This is a genomic window from Streptomyces sp. NPDC087859 (assembly GCF_044742595.1).
Lineage (GTDB): Bacteria > Actinomycetota > Actinomycetes > Streptomycetales > Streptomycetaceae > Streptomyces > Streptomyces canus_F.
On sequence record NZ_JBIUUU010000018.1, the window covers coordinates 110746 to 133197 of the forward strand.

Consider the following 22452-nt stretch of genomic DNA (forward strand, 5'->3'; position numbering starts at 1 on the left):
GCAATATCACTGCTGTCAGCGGGTGCGCCGACCCTTCGCCGAGTGCTGCGGCACGATGTGGTCGGTCAGCGCCAGGGAGGCGCTCGCGCGCTGGTAGGAGAGCTGCGCGACCCGGACGTAGAGGCAGTCGAGCAGCACCAGGACGGAGTGCCGGCCGCCGATGCCGGTGAGGAAGTTGGTCTCCGAGGCGGAGGAGACAAGCCGGATGTCGGCGGCCTTGGCGAGCGGCGAGCGCGGGTCGGAGGTGATCGCCACGGTGGTCGCGCCGCGCTCCTTGGCCAGCTCGAACGGCTCGATGGTCTCCCGGGTGGCCCCCGAGTGCGAGATGCCCACGGCGACGTCCGCCGGGGTGAGCAGGGCGGCGGACGTGACCGCGCCGTGCACCTCGGTCCAGCCCCGCACCGAGCAGCCGATGCGGAACAGCCGGGTCTCCGTCTCCAGCGCCACCGCCCCGCTGCCTCCGGTGCCGTAGAGGTCGATACGGCGGGCCCGGGCCATGGCCTGGGCCGCGCGCTCGATCGCGTCGAGGTCGATCCGCTCGATGGTCTGCTGGACGGCCCGCAGGTCGGCGTTGCCCACGACCTGCACGACCCGCTCCAGGCTGTCGTCCGGGGAGATGTCCGGGCCGATCTCGGCGGTGCCCCAGTCGGAGACCTCGCCCCGGCCGTGCTCCTTGGCCAGTTCGATCAGCAGATGCTGGTAGGAGTCCAGGCCGATGGCCCGGCAGAAGCGGGTCACCGTGGCCTGCGAGGTGCCGGTGCGGCGGCCCAGTTCGGCGGCCGAGCAGTGGGTGACGGCGGCCGGATCCTCCAGGATCAGCTCGCCGACCTTGCGCAGGGAGCCGGCCAGCCGGGGCAGCTCGGTGCGGATCAGTGTCGTGACGTCCGTCGGAGGCATGAGAAGAAGGTATCAGCCACCGTTCAGGCCACTCATTGAATACCAGGACCGGATTCACGGTGAGGTACGGGTGGGATCGGCACCGATGGGGAGGCGATTGAATGCAGTGGCCATCCTATGGTTTATTGATTCACCGATGGAGATGTATAGGGTGGTTCAATCCATCAGTGGGGAGTGAGTGCCGCGTGTCCGTCGAGTCCGTCAGCGCCCAGGGCTTCGCGCAGCAGAGCCTGGCCGTCCTTCAGCAGATCACCGAGTCCGCCCGCGCCGACGTGGCCCGCGCCGCGGAACTGATCGCCGACTGCGTACGCGCCGACGGCGTCATCCAGGCCTTCGGAACCGGCCACTCCCAGGCCATGGTCCTGGAAGTCGCGGGCCGGGCGGGCGGGTTGGTGCCCACGAACCGGCTGAGCATCGCCGACCTCGTCCTGTACGGCGGTGACGCCCCGTCCGTCCTCGACGACCCGCTCCTGGAGCGGCAGCCGGGCGTGGCCGCACGGCTGTACGAGCTCGCGGCCCCCCGCCCCCAGGATCTCTTCGTGATCATCTCCAACTCCGGCGTGAACAACGTCATCGTCGAGATGGCCCTCCACGCCAAGCAGCAGGGCCACAGGCTGCTCGCCATCACCTCCCTCTCCCACACCCGCGCGGTCCCGGCCGGCCACCCCAGCGGCAAGAAGCTCGCCGACCTCGCCGACGTCGTCCTCGACAACGCGGCCCCGCGCGGGGACGCGCTGCTGGAGCTGCCGGGTGGGGGTGCGGTGTGTGCGTTGTCGACGCTTACCGGAGTGATGCTGGTGCAGATGGCGGTGGCGGAGGCGTCGGCTGTGCTGCTTGCCGCGGGGGAGCGGCCGCCGGTGTATGTCTCGGCCAATGTGCCGGGGGGCTTCGAGGGGAATCTGGAGCTGGAGACGAAGTACGCGGGGCGGATCAGGCGTACGGCGAGTTGAGGAGGTTGCGGGGAAGCTGCGGGCCGGTGGGGGCTGGCCGCGCAGTTCCCCGCGCCCCTTGGGTGCGGAAGCCGGACGTTATTTCATCGGCACTGGTGTCAGGGCTACGGCCAATGGATAGGCGCCGGTCGTCAGGGGTGTCCCCGGGGTCCCGGTTGCCGTGTCGATCGGGATCAGCTTGTTTCCGTCGGCTGTCGTGACGTACGCCGTGCTGCCGCTCCAGTCCAGGCCCACGTCGAAGGCCGACCTGCCTACCGTGACCTTGGTGCCCGGGGCGCCGGTCACCGTGTCGACCGGCGTGACGTAGTCGCCGGTGCTGGGGCTGACCCACAGGGTCCGGCCGTCCGGTGACAGGCCGAGTCCGTACGCCTGGCCGGTGACCAGGAGGGTCGGTTCGGTGTCGTTCGTGGCGGTGTCGATCGGGGTCACCGTCGAGCCGCCGGAGTTGGACACGTAGACCGTCCTGCCGTCGGGTGCGGCGACGACGTTGAAGGGCCTCGGGCCCACCGGGATCGCGGTACCCGCCTTCGCGGTGGCGAGGTCGACCGGGCTGACCGTGTTGTCGTGGATGTTGGCCACGTACAGGGTCGTGCCGTCCGGCGTGATCGCCATGTTCTCGGGACCGTCGCCCACCGTGACCGGCGTACCCGCCACCAGGGTCGAGGTGTTCACCGGCTGGACCGTCCCGTCCGTGTAGTTGGCCACCCACAGCGTCCCGCCGCCCGGGGTGAGAGCGAGCCCGGCGGGGACGCGGCCCACGGCGACCGTGCCGCTGACCGAGCCGCTCGCCACGTCGATGACGCTGACGGTGTTCGAGCCCTGGTTGGCGGCGTAGGCGGTACGGCCGTCGGCGCTCACGACGACCTCGCCGGGGTTGTCGCCGACCGCGATGTTCTTGGACGTGCCGGTGGCCAGGTCGATCGAACTGACCGACGCGCCACTGAAGTTGGCGGTCAGCGCCTTCGACGAACCGATGTTCTCGGTGACCTGGACGGGGATCGCCCGGTCGAGGATGCCCGTGCCTGACACCACGACCGAGTGGACGCCTTCGGTGACCCCGGTCAGCGTGACGGTGGCCGAGGCGCGGCCCCCGGCCGGAACCGTCACGGTGCCCTGGTCCGGCGAGGCGGTGACACCGTCCGGAACGGCCAGTTTCCAGGTGACCGTGCGGGCCTCCTTGTCCGAGAAGTCGAGTGTCACCGTCTCGGAGGCGCCGGGCTTCAGGGAGAGCGAGCGCGGAGAGAAGACGGCGTCGACGCCCGGGTCGGGGGCGTTCTCCAGCATCGTCGTATAGAGGAACTGGTCCATCACACCTGGCGAGACCTGCTCGGGTATGGCGTCCAACTCCTTGCGTGCGTCCCGTAGTTCGGCCCAGTACTTCGACACCGCCGCCGCGTCGCCCCGCTTGTTGGCGAGCAGCAGGTCCACGGCCGTCCGCCCCGCGCTCCCGTACCGACCGAGCTTGTCCAGCCAGGCGGACGTCTCGTCCAGGAACCCCGGGTTGTCGAGGCGGGCGCGCAACTCGGCCGGTGTGGCGGCCATGTCGGTGAAGTACGAGCGCAGCGCGGCGGCGGCCCGGTCGAGCCCGCGGTCCTGTTCGTACGCCGTGCGGAAGTCGGCGATGAGCTCGGTCAGGGTGGGGGACTCGGTCGGGTCGAGCTGGGAGGAGTAGTTGTTCTCGGCGAAGATCCGCAGCCATCTGGCGGCGCCGGGACCGGCGAGGTCGCGTACCGAGGCGAGGAAGGCGGCCCGGGGATCGTAGGAGTCCGGGTTCCAGAGGTAGGCGGCCGAGGTGAACAGCGCGAGCCTGCTCGCCTCGCCCTGGACCATCGGGTTGGCGGTGACGCCGGTCGCCGCCTCGGCCACGTCGGCCTCCCGTCCCGTGTAGGGGCCGAGCAGGAGACGGCTGGTGACGTAGTCGTTGACCGGGTAGTTGTCCCAGATCAGGATCGGGTGGCCGAACACCTCACGGGCCTGCGCGACTTGCGCGGCGGTGATGGTCGGCGCGATCACTCCCGCGCCGGTCCACTCGACGACCACGGACGGGTCCAGCTTCTCGCGCAGGGCCGTCTTGTAGGGGGAGTCGGCGAGGTCGGAGTACTCGGTGGGGACCATCTCCAGGGGGTCGAGGCCGGTGTGGCCGGCCGAGAACGACTTCCACGCCTCGTTGAGGAGATGGGCCTGCGCCGTGCCCGCCGCGCCTCCGCCCGTGCCGAACTCCCGCTCGTCAGCGGGGCAGTTCCACTTGGTGTAGCTGATGTCGTCCAGTGGGACGGCGAAGGACCGCACCCCGATCGCGTACAGCGAGTCGAACTTGCGGGTGAGGGCCGCGATGTCGGACTCGGACGAGTAGCAGACCGACAGACCGGGGGAGAGGGCGTAGGTGAAGCGGACGTGGTTGGCGGCGGCGCGGTCGACCAGTTCCTCGAGCCGGGCCAGTTCCGCGGACGGGTACTCGTCCCGCCACCGGTCGCGCAGATAGGGGTCGTCCTTGGGGGAGTAGACGTACACGTTCTGCTTGGTGCGGCCGTAGAAGTCGAGCTGGCTCAGGCGCTCGGCATGCGTCCAGGGAGTGCCGTAGAAGCCCTCGACGACTCCGCGCAGCGCGGCGGTGGGCCAGTCGCGGATCCTGGTGTCGGGCAACTTGCCCGAGGTGCCGAGGAGTTGGCGCAGGGTCTGGGCGGCGTAGAAGGTGCCGGTCGCGTCGGATCCGGAGAGGGCGAGAAGGGTACGGCCGTCCCGGCGCCCGGACGCCAGGGTGTAACCGCCGGAAGGGAGTCCGGCCGGGGAGCGGGCGCCCAGGCGTTTCAGTGCGGCAGCGGTGCCGGGGCCGTCGAGGTAGACCGTGAAGGCGGCCGACGCGGGGGGCTTGTCGACCGTCACGATCCGGTCGGCGCCGGCCTCGCGCAGGGCGGACTCGACGACCTCGCGGGCCGAGGTGTCCGTGTCCGGGCCGACGACCTCCACGACCCGGTCGGGGACCGTGAACCGGCCGGGCCCGGTCTGCGTGCTCTGGGGTTTCGGCCAGACCTCGGGGGTGTGGTGCCGGGGTGCGGCCGACGCCGGTGAGAGGGACGGGGTGGTGAGACCGGCGGCCATCAGCAGCACGGCGGCCACCCCCGCCGATCTCCTGGAGAGTCTCGAACGCAAGGTGAATTCATCCACCGGCGGAGTCTATTGATGCTGATTGAATCATTCAATGATGCCACTGTCGGTAATCTTGACGGGCGGGATGTTACCGGTAACATTTCCTGTCGTGCTCCGAGAATCCCGTGCAGTCGAAGCGCCGGTGTTCAGCCCGGCCGCCGTCGTCGCCTCGTGCGTCGGCTTCGTTCTGATCGGTGCGCTCCAGGCCTTCTACGGGCCCGCCGTCCCCGCCTTCCGCGAGGAGTTCGGGCTGTCCCCGTCGGCCGCCGGGCTGGGGCTGAGCGCCCACTTCGTCGGTGGGGTGGCCGGAGTGCTGCTCTTCGACCGGTGGTTCGGGCGGATCGGCAACCGGCGGATCCTCGGCGCCTCGTACCTCCTTATGGCCGTCGGCGCGGCGGGCTTCGCGCTCGCCCCCGACTGGCCGCTCGCGCTCGCCGCCGCCCTGCTGGCCGGCCTCGGCTTCGGCGGTATCGACTACGGGCTCAACCAGCTGTTCGCCGTCGGCTTCGGACATCGCTCGACGGCGATGCTGAACATCCTCAACGCCCACTTCGGCATCGGCGCGATCCTCGGACCGGCCGTGATCGGCGCGGTCGGCGCCGAGCACTACCCGGCCGTCTTCCTCGCCTTCGCGCTCGTCGACCTGCCGCTGCTGTGGTGCCTGAAAGGCGTCCGGGACAAGGCGCCGCAGCCGTCCGGCACGGCACCCGGCTCCGATGGCGTCCTCGGCCGCAGCCTCGGCTCGGTGCTCGCCGTGTTCGTCGCGCTATACGTCCTGCACGTCGGCATCGAGGCCGGCGTCGGCGGCTGGGAGCCCACCCACCTGGAGACCGTCGGCTACGGCGCCGGGGTCGCCGCCACCGCCACCTCCGCGTACTGGCTGATGATGACCGTGGGCCGATTCCTGGCCGCGCCCCTCGCGCTGCGCTTCTCGGCGCAGACGATCATCACGGTCTCGTGCGCCGGAATGACGGTCTGTCTCCTTCTCGCGTCCATAACCGAGTTGGCGCCCTACGCCTATGCCGGCGTCGGTCTGTTCATCGCGCCGATCTTCCCCACCGGACTGCCCTGGCTCCACCGGGCCGCCCCGCGGGCCCGGCGGGCCGGAGCCCTGGTCATCGCGGCCTCGATGGCCGGCGGTGTGGTGGCCGGGCCGGCCCTCGGCAAGGTCATCGAGTGGTCCGGCATCAAGGCCGTACCGCTGCTGCTCGCAGGGGTCTCGGCGCTTTGCCTGGCCGCGACCCTGTGGCTGATCCGCAGTACTCCATCCCGCTCACATCGAAGGGGAACACCCGCATGCCCGCACTGACGACGACGACCGACGGTTTCCTGCTGCACGGCAGGCCGTTCCGCATCCTGTCCGGCGCCATGCACTACTTCCGCGTCCACCCCGACCAGTGGGCCGACCGGCTGCGCAAGGCCCGCCTGATGGGCCTCAACACCGTCGAGACCTATGTGCCGTGGAACTTCCACCAGCCCGATCCGCAGGGCGGGCTGGTCCTGGACGGCCTCCTCGACCTGCCCCGCTATCTGAGCCTCGCCAAGGAGGAGGGGCTGCACGTCCTGCTGCGGCCCGGCCCGTTCATCTGCGCCGAGTGGGACGGCGGCGGTCTGCCCGGCTGGCTCACCTCGGACCCGGACATCCGGCTGCGCAGCTCCGACCCCCGCTTCACCGGCGCCGTCGACCGCTACCTCGACCTGCTGCTGCCCCCGCTGCTGCCCCACATGGCCGAGGCGGGCGGTCCCGTCATCGCCGTCCAGGTGGAGAACGAGTACGGCGCCTACGGCGACGACGGCGCTTACCTGAAACACCTCGAACAGGCCTTCCGCACCAGGGGAGTCGAGGAGTTCCTCTTCACCTGCGACCAGGCCGACCCCGAGCACCTGGCCGCCGGCAGCCTTCCCGGGGTCCTGGCCGCCGGCACCTTCGGCGGACGGATCGACGCCGCGCTGGACCAGTACCGTGCGCACCGGCCCGAAGCCCCGCTGATGTGCGCGGAGTTCTGGATCGGCTGGTTCGACCACTGGGGCGGCCCGCACCACACCCGGGACGCGGCCGACGCCGCCGCCGACCTGGACCGGCTGCTCTCCGCGGGCGCCTCCGTCAACATCTACATGTTCCACGGCGGCACCAACTTCGGCTTCAGCAACGGCGCCAACCACAAGCACGCCTACGAACCCACCGTCACGTCCTACGACTACGACGCCCCGCTCACCGAGTCCGGCGACCCCGGCCCCAAGTACCACGCCTTCCGCGAGGTCATCGCCCGCCACGCGTCCGTCCCCGACGAGCCGGTCCTGGCCCCGGGCCCCAAACTCCCGCCGACCCCGGTCGAGTTGACCCAGCGCGCCGCCCTGCTCCCGCACGCCGGCACCCTCGCCGACCCGCTGCGCACCGAAGACCCCGCGATGATGGACGAGCTGGGCCTCAGCTCCGGATACGCGCTCTACCGGACCACCGTCCCCACGGCCGGCCAGGGCCTGCTGCACTTCGCGGGCGGCGTCGGCGACCGCGCTCAGGTCTTCCTGGACGGCGCCCCCGTCGGCGTACTCGAACGCCGCCACCACGACGAGGTCCTGCCCGTGCTCGTGCCCCGCCCCGGCGCCACGCTGGAGGTGCTCGTGGAGAACATGGGCGGCGTCAACTACGGCCCCCGCATCGGCGCCCCCAAGGGACTGCTCGGCCAGGTCTCCTTCAACGGCACCGTCCTGCGCGGCTGGGACAACCACCCGCTGCCCCTGACCGACCTCTCGGCCGTGCCCTTCACCCCGTCGGACGCCACCACGGACGCCGTACCCGCCTTCCACCGCGGCACCTTCGAGGTGGTGGAGCCGGCCGACGCCTTCCTCGCCCTGCCCGGCTGGACCAAGGGCCAGGCCTGGGTCAACGGCTTCCACCTCGGCCGCTACTGGAACCGCGGCCCCCAGCACACCCTGTACGTGCCCGCACCGGTCCTGCGCCCCGGCACCAACGAACTGGTCCTGTTCGAACTGCACGCCACCACCGGCACGACCGCCCGGCTCACCGACACCCCCGACCTCGGACCGGAGATCTCCTGATGCCCCACCATCTGCGCGTTCCCGCGCCCTCCGGCCCACCCCTCACCGGCCACCTGCCCTTCGCCGACGCGCCGGGCGTGCCCGACCCGATCGAGGTGACCAGCCGCTGTCTCACCCGCGGCGGCCGTCCCTGGTTCCCGGTCTCCGGAGAGTTCCACTACACCCGCTACCCGGCCGGGGAGTGGGAGGAGGAGCTCCTCAAGATGAAGGCCGGCGGTGTCACCGTCGTCGCCAGCTACGTCATCTGGATCCACCACGAGGAGATCGAGGGCCGCGTCCGCTTCGACGGCGACCGCGACCTGCGCCGCTTCGCCGAACTCTGCGCCCGCCACGGTCTGGACTTCATCCCCCGTATCGGCCCCTGGGTGCACGCCGAGGTCCGCAACGGCGGCCTGCCGGACTGGGTGTCGGCCCGCGACTGCGTGCCGCGCACCGACGACCCGGTCTATCTGGAGGCGGTCGGCGCCTGGTTCGAGGCCGTCGCCGAGCAGCTGCGGGGACTCGACCGGGCGCACGGCGGCCCGATCGTCGCCGTGCAGATCGAGAACGAGCTCTACGACCAGCCCGGCCACCTGCTCACGCTCAAGCGCATGGCCCAGCAGGCCGGACTGAGCGCCCCCCTGTGGACGTCGACCGCCTGGGGCGGTGTCCAACTCCCGCCCGACGAACTGCTTCCGCTGTACGGCGGCTACACCGAGACCTTCTGGACCGAGGCCGACGGCGGCTGGCCCGACACCTGCCGCAAGCACTTCTTCTTCACCCACCAACGCGACGACGAGGGCATCGGATCCGACCTGCGCCCGGTGCACGTCCGCGGCAGCGCCCCGGACACCGGCGCGGACCGATTCCCCTGGGCCACCTGCGAGTTGGGCGGCGGCATGGCGGTCTCCTACCACCGGCGCCCGCGCGTCGACGCCGCCGACATCGCCGCGCTCGGGCTCACCAAGATCGGGTGCGGCTCGGCGTGGCAGGGGTACTACATGTTCCACGGCGGCACGAATCCCGCGGGTGAACTGACCTCGCTCCAGGAGTCCCACGCCACCGGCTACCCGAACGACCTGCCTGTCCTGACGTACGACTTCCAGGCACCGCTCGGTGAGTACGGGCAGTACCGGGCCACGTACGACGAACTCCGGCTCCAGCACCTGCTGTTGGCCGACTTCGGGCAGGTGATCGCGCCGATGGAGTCGGTACTGCCCTCGACGCGGCCGCGGGGGCAGGACGACCGGGACACACTGCGCTGGGCCGTGCGCGGTGACGGCGGTTCGGGATTCCTGTTCGTCAACAACCACCAGCCCCACGAGCCGTTGCCGGATCACCCGGGGACCTCCTTCACGGTGGAGTTCTCCGAGGGCGGCCCGGTGAGCCTCCCGAGCGCTCCCGTGACCGTCCCCTCGGGGGCCACCTTCTGCTGGCCGCTGCGGCTCGACGTGGCCGGGCTGCGCGTGGAGTGGGCGACGGCGCAGCCGGTGTGCACCGTCCAGGACGGCGGTCGTACCGTGCTGGTGCTCGCCGCGGTGGCGGGGATCGCTCCCGAACTCGCCCTGGACGAGGGCACGGTGGGCTCACTGAGCACCCCGTCCGGGGAGGTCGCGCACACCGGCGGCCGGGTACTGGTCACCGGGCTGCGGCCCGGTACCGACGCCCTGGTCGAGGTGGAGACGGCGACGGGCGGCCGTGTCGGGCTGCTGGTGCTGGACGCGGCCACGGCACGGACCGCCTACCGGGGGGAGATGCGGGGTGCCGAGCGGCTGGTGCTGGCCGACGCCGGGGTGGTCTTCGACCGGGGTGAGGTACGGCTGCACAGCGCCGTGGAGCGGCCCTCGTACGCCGTGTTCCCCGCGCCGCCCGTCCGGAAGGGGGAGCCGGACGGGGTGTTCACCCGGTACACCCTGCCGGCGGACGGCACCGGTGCCGGGGCGGCGTCGGTCACGCTCCTCAGACCCGCCGGTTCCGCGCCCGAGCCCGCCACCGGGGTGCAGGGACGGGCCAGTGCGCCGGACGGCAAGTACTTCGACACGGCGGCCGCCGAGTACCGGGTCGACCTGCCGGACGAGCTGCCGCCGGGGACGCTGCTGCGTATCCACTGGACCGGGGACGTGGGGCGCGCCTACGTGGGGGACACCCTTGTCGCCGACCAGTTCTTCTCGGGGCGGGTGTGGGACATCGGGCTGGACCGGATCCCGGCGGGGCCGCTGCGGCTGCGGGTGCTTCCCGGTTCCGAGGGCGCCGACGTGTACGTTCCGCCGGAGGCCGGGGACGGCTGGGGGAGGGCGGATGTCGAGCGGGTGGAGCTGGTGACTGTGCGCCGTAGGACTGTGGGGTGACGTGACGGCCGCGAGCGCGTGGGGGCTGGTCGCGCCCACGCGGCGGTAGCCGCGGATCGACACAGCCCCGCGCCCCTGGGGGCACGGGCCGGGCCTGGACCTATGCTGGGGCCCACCCGCGCCCCCGAAGAGATGTTGAGGAAGCACCCGCGATGACCCCTCGCGCCGCCGACGCTCCCGCCCCCAAGGGGCGCAGCCGACGCAACTTCGCGGGTGCGCGGCCGGTCATGGACGACGTGGCGCGGCTGGCCGGGGTGTCCAAGCAGACCGTTTCACGGGTGCTGAACGACAACCCGGCCGTCCGTCCCGAGACGCGTGAAGTCGTGCAGGCCGCCATGCGGAGCCTCGGCTACCGGCCCAGCCGCAGTGCGCGGTCGCTGGCCAGCGGGCGGACGCGGATGCTCGGGGTCATCTCCTTCGACGCCGCCCGCTACGGGCCCGCCAGCACCCTGACCGCCATCAACACCGCCGCCCAGAAGGCCGGTTACCTGCTGAGCTCCATGGCCCTGGACGACACCGCCGATCACGCCACGGTCGCCGAGGCCGTGGACCGGCTGTCGGCCGAGGGGGCGGACGGTGTCATCGCCATCGCACCCCAGCACCGGGTGGGGCAGGCACTGGCCGACACCCACCTCGACACCCCGCTGGTGGTCCTGGAGAACGAGACCAGGGGCGGCACCCAGCTGGTCACCGCCGACTCCCGCAACGGCGCCCGCAAGGCCGTCGAGCACCTGCTGCGCCTCGGACACCCCACCGTGTGGCACATCGCCGGGCCCACCGGCTGGACCTCCGCCGACCAGCGCCTCATCAGCTGGCAGGACACCCTGCGGGCGGCGGGCGCCGAGGTGCCCGAGCTGCTCATCGGCGACTGGAGCGCGGACTCCGGGTACGAACTGGGCCGGCGGCTGGCCCGGCGTCCGGACGTCACCGCCGTGTTCGCCTCCAACGACCAGATGGCCCTCGGTCTGCTGCACGCCCTCCATGAGGCGGGGCGCCGGGTCCCCGAGGACGTGAGCGTCGTCGGGTACGACGACATCCCCGAGGCGGCCCATCTGCTGCCGCCGCTCACCACCGTCCGCACCGACTTCGCCGCGATCGGCAGGCGTTCGCTGCGGCTTCTGCTGGACCGGATCGACGGGCGGACCGAGGAGCGGGTCGAGCCGCTGATCCCCGTCGAGGTCATCGTCCGCCGCAGCTGCGGCCGACCGCCGCGCGGCTGACAGCCCGACTCATCTCTTCGACAGGCCCCTGATCGAACGGCGAGGACCACGGTCGAACATGGGGACGAAAGGTGTCTCCGGGGCACTTCAGGACTTTGTTGTGATCGGTATCACAAAGGGTCTAGGGTGACAAACGACTGGGAGGACTCCGCCGGGGGGGCGAGCCGAACGGCGGCGCGCCACCGGGTCCGTCGCCGGGTAGGGAAGTGATCCTGTTGTCCGTCGCCTGGGACGACATCGGCGGGCTCGTCGATGCCCACGAACGATTTCTGGCCGGTGCCCGAGTGGACGCGGACGTCCGGGGCTCCGTGCTCGACTCCTGGAAACGGTGCAGGTCCGTAGGGCTGGAACCGGACCGCCTCCAGGCCGCCTACGCGCCGGACCTCACCCTGGACGACCCGCTTCTGCACGCGGCCGAGCCGGTCCTGAAGAACCTCGCCACCTCGCTCTCCGAGGCCGGCATGACCATCGCGCTGTGCGACGGACAGGGCCGCATGGTCCAGCGGCTCGGCGGCGGACGACAGCTGTGCGACCGCCTCGACGAGGTGAACTTCGCCCCCGGCTTCGACGCCTCCGAACGGGTCGTGGGCACCAACGGCGTCGGCACCGCGCTCGCCGAACGCAACCCCGTCTACGTCGTCGGCCGTGAGCACTTCGCCGACTGCCTCCAGCCCTTCGCCTGCGCCGGCGCGCCCGTCCGCAACCCGCTCAGCGGACGCATCGAGGCCGTCCTCGACCTCACCTGTCTGCGCGACGAGGGCGACCCCGCCATGCTGCGGCTGGTCGGTGAGGCCGCCCGCGCCATCGAGGCGCGGATGCTGGAGGTGGCCACGGAACGCGAGCGGGCCCTCCTCGCCGCGTACCGCAGGGCCACCGCCCACGCGTCGGCACAGTGGCGGCAGCCGGGGCGCCCGGACGGGGACGAACTCGGCCCCGTCGACCGGGCCGTGCTGCGCGAGAAGGCCGAGGAACTCCTCGCCTCCCCGCACCGCACCCTCGACGAGGTGACCCTCTCCGGCGGCCGCACCGCCACCCTGCTGCGCCGTCAGGTCCGGGGCGCGGCGGGCGAGACGGGCGTCGTCGTCGAGGCCCGCATCGTCGGCAGCCCGCACGTGCGCCAGGTCTGCCTCAGCGCGCCGGCCGCCCCGGTCACCCCGGACCGGGCCCTCCCGCAGCCGGCCGTCCCGTCCGGGCCGGCGCCGGCCCCCTCCCCGGCACCGGCCCGGCCCGCGGTGAGATCCGCCGCGCTGCGGACGGTCGTACCGACACCCGCCGAAGTGCAGTGGGGCGCGCAGGGTGAGCCCCCGGTGTCCGCCGCGAGTGTCGGGGCGCTCCCGTCCGTCGCCACCGAGCGCGGCAGCGACGCCCCCGGTGTCGACGCCCGGCTCCTTCTCCTCGGTGAGCCCGGTGTCGGACGGCTGGCCCTGCTCGCGCGCCGCCGACTGGAGTTCCTGCACGACGCGGGCGTGCGGATCGGTACCACCCTCGACGTCACCCGCACCGCGGAGGAACTCGCGGAGGTGACCGTCCCCCGGTTCGCCGACTTCGTCGCCGTGGACCTGCCGGACGGGGTGCTGCTCGGCGAGGAGCCGGGGCCGCTGGGCGCGGACACCCCGCTGCGCCGGGTCGCCCTGGGCGCCGTACACGAGGAATCGCATCTGCACACGGTCGGCGACCTCGTCCGGTACCCCGCGTCCACTCCGCAGGCCCGCGGTCTGGAGGCGCGGCAGTCGATGCTCGAACCCGTGCGCGCCGCCGCCGGGGGCCGGCCGGACCACGATCCGGCCGCGGGCGAGCGGATCCTCGCGGCCGGCATCCACTCCCTGGTCACGGTGCCGCTGCGGGCCCGCGGCGAGACGCTCGGCCTGGTGAGCTTCTACCGAGCCGAGAAGACCGCCCCCTTCGAGGACGACGACCTCGCCCTCGCCCAGGAACTGGCCGGCCGCGCGGCGATCTGCATCGACAACGCCCGCCGCTACACCCGCGAGCACAACACCGCGCTCGCCCTCCAGCGCAGCCTGCTGCCGCGGGGCCGGTCCGAGCAGAGCGCCGTCGAGGTCGCCTACCGCTATCTGCCCGCCCAGGCCGGCGTCGGCGGCGACTGGTTCGACGTCATCCCGCTCTCCGGCGCGCGGGTCGCGCTCGTGGTCGGGGACGTCGTGGGCCACGGACTGCACGCGGCCGCCACGATGGGCCGGCTGCGCACCGCCGTCCACAACTTCTGCTCCCTCGACCTGCCGCCCGACGACCTCCTCACCCACCTCGACGACCTCGTCGGCCGCCTCGACCGCGGCGAGGGCTGGGCAGCGGAGAGCAGCCCGGACTCCGGGATCGTCGGGGCGACCTGTCTCTACGCCGTCTACGACCCGGTGTCCCGGCGCTGCACCCTGACCCGCGCCGGGCACCCGCTGCCCGCGGTCGTCGACCCCGACGGCACCGTGACCTTCGTCGACCTGCCGTCCGCGCCGCCGCTCGGGCTCGGCGGGATGCCCTTCGAGACCGTCGAGCTGGAGCTGGCGGAGGGCAGCCAACTGGTGCTCTACACCGACGGGTTGATCGAGGACCGGCACCGGGACATCGACGCCGGGATGCAGCGGCTGGGCGCCGTCCTCGCCCAGGCCGGGCGGCCGCCGGAGGAGACCTGCGAGGCGGTCCTGGACGCACTGCTGCCGGCCCGGCCGAGCGATGACGTGGCCCTGCTGGTGGCCCGTACGCACGCCCTGGACTCCGACCGGGTCGCCCAGTGGGACGTGCCCAGCGACCCGGCGGCCGTCTCCCGCTTCCGCGCGGCGGTCACCGAACAGCTCACGGCCTGGGGCCTGGAGGAGCTGTCGTTCACCGTCGAACTCGTCGCCAGCGAACTGGTCACCAACGCCATCCGGCACGCCACCGGCCCGGTCCGGCTCCGGCTGCTCCGCGACCGCGCCCTGATCTGCGAGGTCTCCGACGGCAGCAGTACCTCCCCGCGACTGCGCCGTGCGAAGAACGAGGACGAGGGCGGCCGCGGGCTGTTCCTCGTCGCCCAGCTCACCGAGCGGTGGGGGACGCGCCACACCCCCGAGGGGAAGATCATCTGGACGGAGCTGGCGTTGCCGTGACGGAACCGGTCACGGCCGGTCGAGCTCGAACCAGACGATCTTGCCGGTGCTCAGCCGGGACGCTCCCCAGTGCCGGGCCACCCTGTTCACCAGGTACAGGCCCCGCCCGCCCTCGTCCGTGGCCCGCGCCTGCCCGAGCACCGGGAGCCGGGGCTCGTCGTCGGTGACCTCGCAGCGCAGGACGTGGGTGCGCAGCAGCCGCACGGTGATGGGCCGGGACGCGTACCGCACGGCATTGGTGACGATCTCGCTGACCAGCAGCTCCGCGGAGTCGCTCAGCTCCTCCAGTCCCCAGCGGGACAGCGTGCGCCGGACCAGCCGGCGGGCCCGGCCGGGTGTCGCCTCCGACGGCTCCAGGAACCAGTACGCCACGTCGCTCGGCGCGATCCCCTCGAAGCGGGCGGCGAGCAGCGCGATGTCGTCGTCCCGGTCGCCAGGGCCGAGCATGTCGAGCACCTCGTCGCACAGCTCCTCCAGCGGTGGCGGACGCTCGGGGCCGGTCAGCCGCGCGGTCGCGGCGAGCTTCTCGCGCAGCTGCTCGATACCGGTCCACACGTCCCGCAGGCGTGACTCGACGAGCCCGTCCGTGTAGAGGAGCAGGGTGGCGTCGGCCGGGGCGTCCAGCTCCACGGCTTCGAAGGCGACGCCACCGACTCCGATGGGCGCGCCCGGGGGCACCCGCAGCACCTCGGTGCGGCCGCCCAGGTGCACCAGGATGGGCGGGGGGTGGCCGGCGTTGGCGATGGTGATGCGGTGCGCCACCGGGTCGTAGACGGCGTAGAGACAGGTCGCCATGCGGTCGGCGCCCAGGCGCTGGGCCTGCTCGTCCAGGTGGTGCAGCACCTCCTGCGGCGGCATGTCGAGACCGGCGAGCGTCTGGGCCGTCGTCCGCAGCTGGCCCATCACCGCGGCGGAGGTCATGGAGTGGCCCATGACATCGCCGACGACCAGCGCGACGCGGCTGCCCGGCAGGGGGATCGCGTCGTACCAGTCGCCGCCGACACGGGCGGTCTCGGCGGCCGGGAGATAGCGGGACGCCAGCCGGACGCCGGTCGGGCGGGGCAGGGTCTCGGGGAGCATGGCGCGCTGGAGTTCGTCGGCGATGTAGGCCTCACGGCCGTACAGGGCCGCCTTGTCGATGCCGAGGGCGCTGGGGGTGGCGAGCTGGGCGGCGAGCAGGAGGTCGTCCTGTGCGAAGGCGGGGCGTTCGGGGCTGCGCAGGAAGAGGGCGGCGCCGATGACGCGGCGGCGGCCGCGCAGCGGGGCGAGGATGGCGTGCTGTCCGGCGGGGGTGACCGACTCGCTGCCCTTGCCGAGGAGTTCGGGCAGGGCGGCCCGGGCCGCCGGAGAGTCGGTGAAGACGGGGCGTACGCCGCGCAGCACCTCGGCGAGCGCGCCACCGCCCGGCACGGTGCAGCGCTCGGCGACGAGCTCGTCCAGCGCCGGTGGCCTGGGCCGTGGGTCGTCCATGGGCCGGAGGCCGTCCTCCCCGTGCGGGATCCGGTCGGTCCGGTGCAGCCGCAGGACGAGCGGTTCGACGGGACGTTCGTCGCCGACCGGCAGCGGTTCGCGGAGGTACACGAGGATCGCGTCCGAGAAGGTCGGCACGCTGGCCCGGCACAGCCCGATCACGATCTCGTCCAGGTCGATACCGCGAGCGATCCGGCGGGTCGCCGCGCCGGCGAAGCGCAACCGGTCGCCCTCGCGGTGCATGGGTGTGGGGGTGGTTGTGGAGGTCGGGGACGGCGTGTGCGTCCCAGCGGTGGGGGGTGGTGAGGCGGCCGTGGAAAGTGAGGCGGCCGTGGAGGGTGCGGAGGCCGTGGGCGGTGAGTCAGCCGCGTCGGTCGAGGCGCTCGCGGAGGGTGAGGTGGTCGTCGGGGGTGAGGCTGCCGCCTCGCTCACGCCGAGTGCGGCCTGCGCCGAGAGCCGGCCGGCCGTCAGCACGTCGTCGGCGTCGAAGGCCTCGCGGTCGGGGCGGCGGAGGAACACGGCCGCGCCGAGCACGCCCCGCGCGTCGGACAGGGGGGCGAGGAGGACGCGATGCCCCTCCGGCAGAACGGGAGCCGGGCCCAGCAGTTCGCGAAGCGCCGGGTCGATCGCGGGGGAGATCCGGCTCAACGTCTCACCCGCACGCAGGACTTCGGCCAGGTCACCGGAGCGCGCCACCGAGGCGAGAGCCGGCACCGGTGCGCCGATAGCGTCGGCCAGGTCCTGTCCGCCTTCCAGGAACCGGCTCGCGGTCAGGTGGAGTTGGCCGGGGACCGTTTCCGGTTCGTACGAGGGACCGGGGCCGGGCGCGAGGTAGACGAGAACCGCGTCCGCGAAGTGCTCCACGCCCACCGCACAGAGTTCGTGGACGACCTCCGCACGGTCCTCGGCGCGGGCGATGCGGCGAACTGCCGTGGCAAGCAAACGTTGGGGATCGGACCGCATCGCCTCTCCGCGCAGGTGACCACGGGGGTTGCCTCCCAGGGCACGGACTCCACAGCCCGGCGACTGCCATCCTGGGGGAGCCCGGAAGATCTGTCCAGCCGTTCATGGAGAGCCGGGCCCGCCAACTTGGCTACCGCAAACGAGACTTGCCCGTCCGGTGACATTTCGCCGCCCGCGGGCCCGGCCCGGTCCGGTCAGCCGTCCGCCGCGCCGCCCTGCCCCAGCGGCAGTGACACCGTGAACACCGTCCGGCCCGGCTCGCTGCTCACCTCCACCGTGCCGCCGTGGGCCCATACCAGGGCGCGGGCCACCGCCAGGCCCAGGCCGCTGCCGCCGCGGTCGCGACTGCGGGCCTTGTCGACGCGGTAGAAGCGGTCGAAGACCTTCTCCTGGTCGGCGGGCGGGATACCGGGGCCCGCGTCCGTCACACGGACCAGGACCCGGGCGGAGACGACCGAGACCGCCACCGACACCGGGGTGCCGGCCGGAGTGTGCACGGCCGCGTTGGTGAGGAGGTTGTCCAGGACCTGGCGGATGCGGTGCGGGTCCAGGCGCAGCATCAAGGACCACGGGCCCTCCGTCAGCGTCAACGGGCGGTCCGGGTGCGCGGCGCGGAAGGCGTCGGCCGCGTCGTGGACCAGTTCCACCAGGTCCGTGTCCTTGGGCCGCAGCGGGGTGTCCACCTCGGCGGCGTCGAGCCGGGCGAGCATCAGCAGGTCGTCCAGCAGGACACCCATCCGGGCCGCCTCCGCGCGCAGTCTCGCCAGATGCCGGTCCCGCTCCTCGGGCTCGTTCGCGGCGGCGTACTGGAAGAGGTCCGCATAACCCCGTACGGACATCAGAGGCGTACGGAGTTCGTGCGAGGCGTCCGCGACGAACCGGCGCAGCCGCTGCTCGGCCTCCGCGCGCACCGCGAGCGAGTCGTCGATGTGCTCCAGCATCGTGTTGAACGCGGTGCGCAGCTCCTCGACCTCCGGGCCGCCGCCCTTGCGGTCCGCGCGCAGCGGCAGCCGGGCCTCCGGGTCGGTGAGGTTGTGCGAGGAGATGCCGTGTGCGGTGGTCGCCATGTCGCTCAGCGGTTTCAGGCCCTTGCGCAGCACCTTCCGCCCGAACAGCACCAGCGCCAGCAGCGCGAGGCCGAACGTGACGACCTGGATCGTGATCAGCTGCCCCACGGTCTCGTTGATCTCGTCCATGGGCGCCGCGCTGACCAGGACCACACCGGGCTCGACCTCACAGGCCCGCAGCCGGTAGTCGCCCGCGCCCCCGAGGTGTTCGGTGCGCAGCAGTTCGGTGCCGGCGGTGGTCTGCGCCTGTGCCAGGGACGTGAAGTCGTCGACGTCCTCCGGCAGGTCGGTGGCGTCCTCAGGGGTACGGAGCTCGGCGGTGCCGTCCTTCACGTCGTACACGGCGTAGTACCAGCGGTAGTACTTCTTGCCCGCCAGCGAGCCGTGGTCCGCGATGCTCTTGGACTGGGCGACCTGGGCGATCTGGAGCTGCTCGTTGAGCTGGGCCGACAGATAGTCCCGCATGTACGTGGTCAGCGCGGTGCCCACGACGCCGAACACCAGCAGCGCCAGCACGCCGAGGCCGAGCGCCAGCCGGGTGCCGAGCCGGAGCCTGCGATACGCCTGACGGAGCCGCCGGATCACTCCGCCGCCTGTCGGATCACATAGCCGAAGCCCCGGACGGTGTGGATCAGCGGATCACCCGTGTCGTCCAGCTTGCGGCGCAGCCGGCTGACGACCAGCTCGACGACGTTGGAACGGCCGCCGAAGCCGTACTCCCACACATGGTCGAGGATCTGCGCCTTGGTGAGCACGGTCGGTGACTTGCGCATGAGGTAGCGCAGCACCTCGTACTCGGTCGGGGTGAGCGTGAGCAGTCTGTCGCCGCGGCGCACCTCGCGGGTGTCCTCGTCCATCGTCAGATCGGCCACCCGCAGCACCGACCGCTGGAAGCCGGGCCCCGCGGAGCGCCGCAGCACGGTCCGCAGCCGGGCCATCAGCTCCTCCACCGCGAACGGCTTCACCAGATAGTCGTCGCCGCCCCGGGTCAGCCCCGCCACCCGGTCGGCGACCGCGTCCCGGGCGGTGAGGAACACCACGGGCACCATCGTGCCCGAGCTGCGCAACCGCTCCAGGACGCCGAAGCCGTCGATGTCGGGCAGCATGAGATCGAGGACCACGATGTCCGGACGGAACGACGCGGCACGGCTCAGCGCCTCCTCCCCGGAGTTCGCCGTCACCGCGTCCCAGCCCTCGTACCGGGCGACGGTCGCCACGAGGTCGGCGATGGGCGGGTCGTCGTCCACGACGAGGAGGCGTACTTTTTCCACCCGTTCATAGTGCGTCACGCGGGCCCCGACTCCAGGGCCGATGCTTCCTCGCGGCCACATCGATAACCACTTGAAAGTTGCACGACAGTAAATCGACAGGTCGCTCAGGCGAAGCTCGATAACCCAGGCCCCGATCAAGGAGCTCCGTCCGTGACGACGACCGTCAAACCGCCCACCGCGCCCCCCACGGCGATACGGCCCAAAGTGGTGGCCCGCACGGGCCTGTACGCCGTGATCGCCGCGAACGCGGCCGTGGTCGCCCTCTTCTTCGCCCAGGCCGGGTTCGCCTCCAACGCACTGATCGTGATCGGCCGGCTCGCCGGTCTCTACGGCGCCCTGTTCATGGCCTTCCAGCTGCTCCTGGTGGCCCGCCTGCCGTGGCTCGACCGCCGCATCGGCATGGACCGGCTGACCTCCTGGCACCGCTGGACCGGCTTCGGCATCCTGTGGACGCTCCTCGCGCACCTCGTGTTCATCGCCTTCGGCTACGCCGAGGGCACCGAGGTGGGCCCGATCGGCACGGTCGTCGACCTCGCCGAGACCACCGAGGGCGTGCTCCGCGCGCTCACCGCCTTCGCGATCATCCTCGTGGTGGGCTGTGTCTCGGCCCGCTACGCCCGCCGCCGGCTGGCCTACGAGACCTGGCACTTCATCCACCTCTACACCTACGTCGCGGTGCTGCTGGCCTTCACCCACCAGGTCGCGGTCGGTACGACCTTCACCTCGTCGAACGCCGCGAAGACGTACTGGTACGGACTGTGGACCGTCGCCCTCGGCTCGGTGGTCCTGGGCCGCATGGTGCTGCCGCTGTGGCGCAACCTGCGCCACCAGTTCCGTATCCAGGCCGTCGTCCCCGAGTCCGACAACGTCGTCTCGATCTATGTCACCGGCCGTGACCTGGACAAGCTGCCCGCCCAGGCCGGCCAGTTCTTCCTGTGGCGCTTCCTGACCAAGGACCGCTGGTGGCAGGCGAACCCCTTCTCCCTGTCGGCGGCCCCCGACGGCCGCACCCTGCGGCTCACCGCGAAGGTCGCCGGTGACGGCACCGCCGCCCTGCGCCACCTGAAGCCCGGCACGCGCGTCTTCGCCGAGGGCCCCTACGGCGCCTTCACCGCGCTGCACCGCACCCGCCCCGAGGCCGTCCTCATCGCCGGCGGCGTCGGCGTCACTCCGATCCGGGCGCTCCTGGAGGAGCTGCACGGCCACGCGGTCGTCATCTACCGCGTCGCCACCGACCGGGACGCCGTCCTGTACGAGGAGCTGCGGGAGCTCGCCCACGCCAAGGGCGCCGAGCTGCACCTGGTGACCGGCCCGCCGGTGCCCGACAAGCTGGCCCCGGCCGAGCTGCTCCGGCTGGTCCCCGACATCACCGACCGGGACGTCTTCCTGTGCGGACCGCCCCCGATGATGAACGCCGTGCTCGGCAGCCTCCGTGAGCTGAACGTGCCCAAGGCGCAGACCCACTTCGAGCGCTTCAGCCTGGCGGGATGAGGAAGAGATCGTGAAGCGAGCCATACCTGTAGTCGTCCTCAGCATCGCGGGCCTGGTCCCCATCTGGCGCTACGAGCCGTCCCTCGGCGGCAGCACGTCCACCACGGAGGCGGCCTCGACGCCGTCGGCGTCCTCCTCGGCCTCGTCATCGGGGTCGGGTTCGTCGTCGGGCACCGTCGTCAAGGGCACGACGGTCACCACCGAGAAGGGCCCTGTGCAGGTCCAGGTGACCTTCGAGGGCGACAGGATCACCGCGGTGAAGATGCTCCAGCAGCCGAATCACCCGCAGACGACGGCCGCGGTGCCGAAGCTGATCGCGGAGACGCTGGAGGCGCAGAGCGCGGACATCGACACGGTGTCCGGTGCGACGATCACCACCGAGGGCTACAAGGAGTCCCTCCAGGCCGCGATCGACGCGAACGCCGAGGCGGCCGCCGCCTCGCCCTCGCCGTCCGCCGCGGCCTCCACCGCCTCGGCGGCGCGGACCGTCGACGGCTCGGCGGTGAACACCGAGAAGGGCACCGTGCAGGTCCAGGTGACCTTCGACGGCGACAAGATCTCCGCGGTGAAGATGCTCCAGCAGCCGAACCACCCGCAGACGACGGCCGCGGTGCCGAAGCTGATCGCGGAGACGCTGGAGGCGCAGAGCGCGGACATCGACACGGTGTCCGGTGCGACGATCACCAGCGACGGCTACAAGGAGTCCCTCCAGGCCGCGATCGACGCGAAGGGCTGACCATGCACAGGGTCGAACACGTCATGGGGTTCCCGGTCTCGCTGCGGGTCGACGACGCGCACGTGGGCGAGGAGACCGCGGACGCCGTCTTCGCGTGGCTGCGCGAGGTCGACGCCCGGTTCAGCCCGTTCAAGCCCGACAGCGAGGTGTCGCGGCTGGGCCGGGGCGAGCTCGCCGAGGGGGCGGTGAGCGCGGACCTGCGGACCGTGCTCGACCTGTGCGAGCACTACCGGGTCGCGACGGCCGGCGCGTTCGACATACGGCTGCCGGGCCGGGGCCTCGACCCCTGCGCGGTGGTCAAGGGCTGGTCGGTGCAGCGCGCCGCCGAGCTCCTGACGGCGGCCGGCGCCCGGCGCTTCGTCCTCAACGCCGGCGGTGACGTGGTCGCCGCCGGCGGGCCCTGGCGGGTGGGCGTACGCCACCCCGAACACGCCGACCGACTGTGCACGGTCCTGGAGCTCACGGACGGCGCGGTCGCCACCTCCGCCCGCTACGAGCGCGGTGACCACATCATCGACGGCCGCACCGGCCGCCCGGCCACGGGCCTGCTCAGCCTCACAGTGGTGGCCGGGACCCTGACCGAGGCCGACTCGGTCGCCACGGCCGCCTTCGCCATGGGCGCCGAGGGCGTCGACTGGGCGGCGGGGCTGCCGGGCTGCGAGGTCTTCGCGGTGGACGCCGAGCGCCGGGTGCTGCGGACGCCGGGGTTCCCCACGGCACGGGAGCGGTCCACGGCGGCGTGAGATCGTGACGAA

General features: G+C 72.3%; 14 protein-coding genes. 9 read left to right on the forward strand and 5 right to left on the reverse strand.

The window, feature by feature from the left end:
• Positions 1-15: 15 nt before the first annotated feature.
• Entirely contained in the window at positions 16-897 is an 882-nt protein-coding gene (locus ACIOHP_RS37125; RefSeq protein ID WP_307024634.1) for a MurR/RpiR family transcriptional regulator, read from the reverse strand.
• Between the two features lie 185 nt (positions 898-1082).
• On the opposite strand from ACIOHP_RS37125, the gene ACIOHP_RS37130 reads away from it, so the two are divergent.
• On the forward strand, positions 1083-1847 hold the full coding sequence (locus tag ACIOHP_RS37130) for a sugar isomerase domain-containing protein (RefSeq protein WP_401894292.1): 765 nt from the start codon (positions 1083-1085) through the stop codon (positions 1845-1847).
• A gap of 78 nt (positions 1848-1925) precedes the next feature.
• Here the strand turns inward: ACIOHP_RS37130 and ACIOHP_RS37135 are convergent, their stop codons facing one another.
• Entirely contained in the window at positions 1926-4946 is a 3021-nt protein-coding gene (locus ACIOHP_RS37135; protein ID WP_401894452.1) for a beta-N-acetylglucosaminidase domain-containing protein, read from the reverse strand.
• Between the two features lie 133 nt (positions 4947-5079).
• Between ACIOHP_RS37135 and ACIOHP_RS37140 the strand changes: the two genes are divergently transcribed.
• The 5 genes from ACIOHP_RS37140 (at position 5080) to ACIOHP_RS37160 (ending at position 14699) form a co-directional block, all read left to right on the forward strand.
• Positions 5080-6303: an MFS transporter gene (locus ACIOHP_RS37140; protein ID WP_401894294.1), complete on the forward strand. Its 1224-nt coding sequence runs from the start codon at positions 5080-5082 to the stop codon at positions 6301-6303.
• Positions 6291-8054 (forward strand): beta-galactosidase, encoded by a 1764-nt coding sequence (locus ACIOHP_RS37145; RefSeq protein WP_401894296.1) that lies wholly within the window; start codon positions 6291-6293, stop codon positions 8052-8054. The genes ACIOHP_RS37140 and ACIOHP_RS37145 overlap by 13 nt, the downstream gene beginning before the upstream one ends.
• Entirely contained in the window at positions 8054-10381 is a 2328-nt protein-coding gene (locus tag ACIOHP_RS37150) for a beta-galactosidase (protein ID WP_401894298.1), read from the forward strand. Before ACIOHP_RS37145 ends, ACIOHP_RS37150 begins: the two co-directional genes overlap by 1 nt.
• A gap of 152 nt (positions 10382-10533) precedes the next feature.
• A complete protein-coding gene (locus ACIOHP_RS37155) occupies positions 10534-11601 on the forward strand; it encodes a LacI family DNA-binding transcriptional regulator (protein ID WP_361548052.1) in 1068 nt (355 codons plus the stop codon).
• A gap of 206 nt (positions 11602-11807) precedes the next feature.
• Entirely contained in the window at positions 11808-14699 is a 2892-nt protein-coding gene (locus tag ACIOHP_RS37160) for a SpoIIE family protein phosphatase (protein ID WP_401894300.1), read from the forward strand.
• Positions 14700-14708: 9 nt separating this feature from the next.
• Here the strand turns inward: ACIOHP_RS37160 and ACIOHP_RS37165 are convergent, their stop codons facing one another.
• The 3 genes from ACIOHP_RS37165 to ACIOHP_RS37175 form a co-directional block, all read right to left on the reverse strand.
• Positions 14709-17111 (reverse strand): SpoIIE family protein phosphatase, encoded by a 2403-nt coding sequence (locus ACIOHP_RS37165; RefSeq protein WP_401894302.1) that lies wholly within the window; start codon positions 17109-17111, stop codon positions 14709-14711.
• A gap of 215 nt (positions 17112-17326) precedes the next feature.
• On the reverse strand, positions 17327-18784 hold the full coding sequence (locus tag ACIOHP_RS37170) for a sensor histidine kinase (protein WP_401894304.1): 1458 nt from the start codon (positions 18782-18784) through the stop codon (positions 17327-17329).
• A complete protein-coding gene (locus ACIOHP_RS37175) occupies positions 18781-19470 on the reverse strand; it encodes a response regulator transcription factor (RefSeq protein WP_361548061.1) in 690 nt (229 codons plus the stop codon). The genes ACIOHP_RS37170 and ACIOHP_RS37175 overlap by 4 nt, the downstream gene beginning before the upstream one ends.
• Positions 19471-19620: 150 nt before the next feature.
• Here ACIOHP_RS37175 and ACIOHP_RS37180 point away from each other — a divergent pair, with 150 nt between their 5' ends.
• From ACIOHP_RS37180 to ACIOHP_RS37190, 3 genes are read left to right on the forward strand one after another with little or no spacing between them, the layout of a single operon-like run.
• Complete coding sequence (locus tag ACIOHP_RS37180) at positions 19621-20961, forward strand: ferredoxin reductase family protein (RefSeq protein WP_361548064.1); 1341 nt, start codon at positions 19621-19623, stop codon at positions 20959-20961.
• 10 nt (positions 20962-20971) lie between these two features.
• Positions 20972-21697: an FMN-binding protein gene (locus ACIOHP_RS37185; protein WP_401894308.1), complete on the forward strand. Its 726-nt coding sequence runs from the start codon at positions 20972-20974 to the stop codon at positions 21695-21697.
• Positions 21698-21699: 2 nt separating this feature from the next.
• Positions 21700-22440 carry an FAD:protein FMN transferase gene (locus tag ACIOHP_RS37190; RefSeq protein WP_401894311.1) on the forward strand — a complete coding sequence of 247 codons (741 nt, stop codon included), beginning with the start codon at positions 21700-21702 and terminating at the stop codon, positions 22438-22440.
• The last annotated feature ends 12 nt before the right edge of the window (positions 22441-22452 follow it).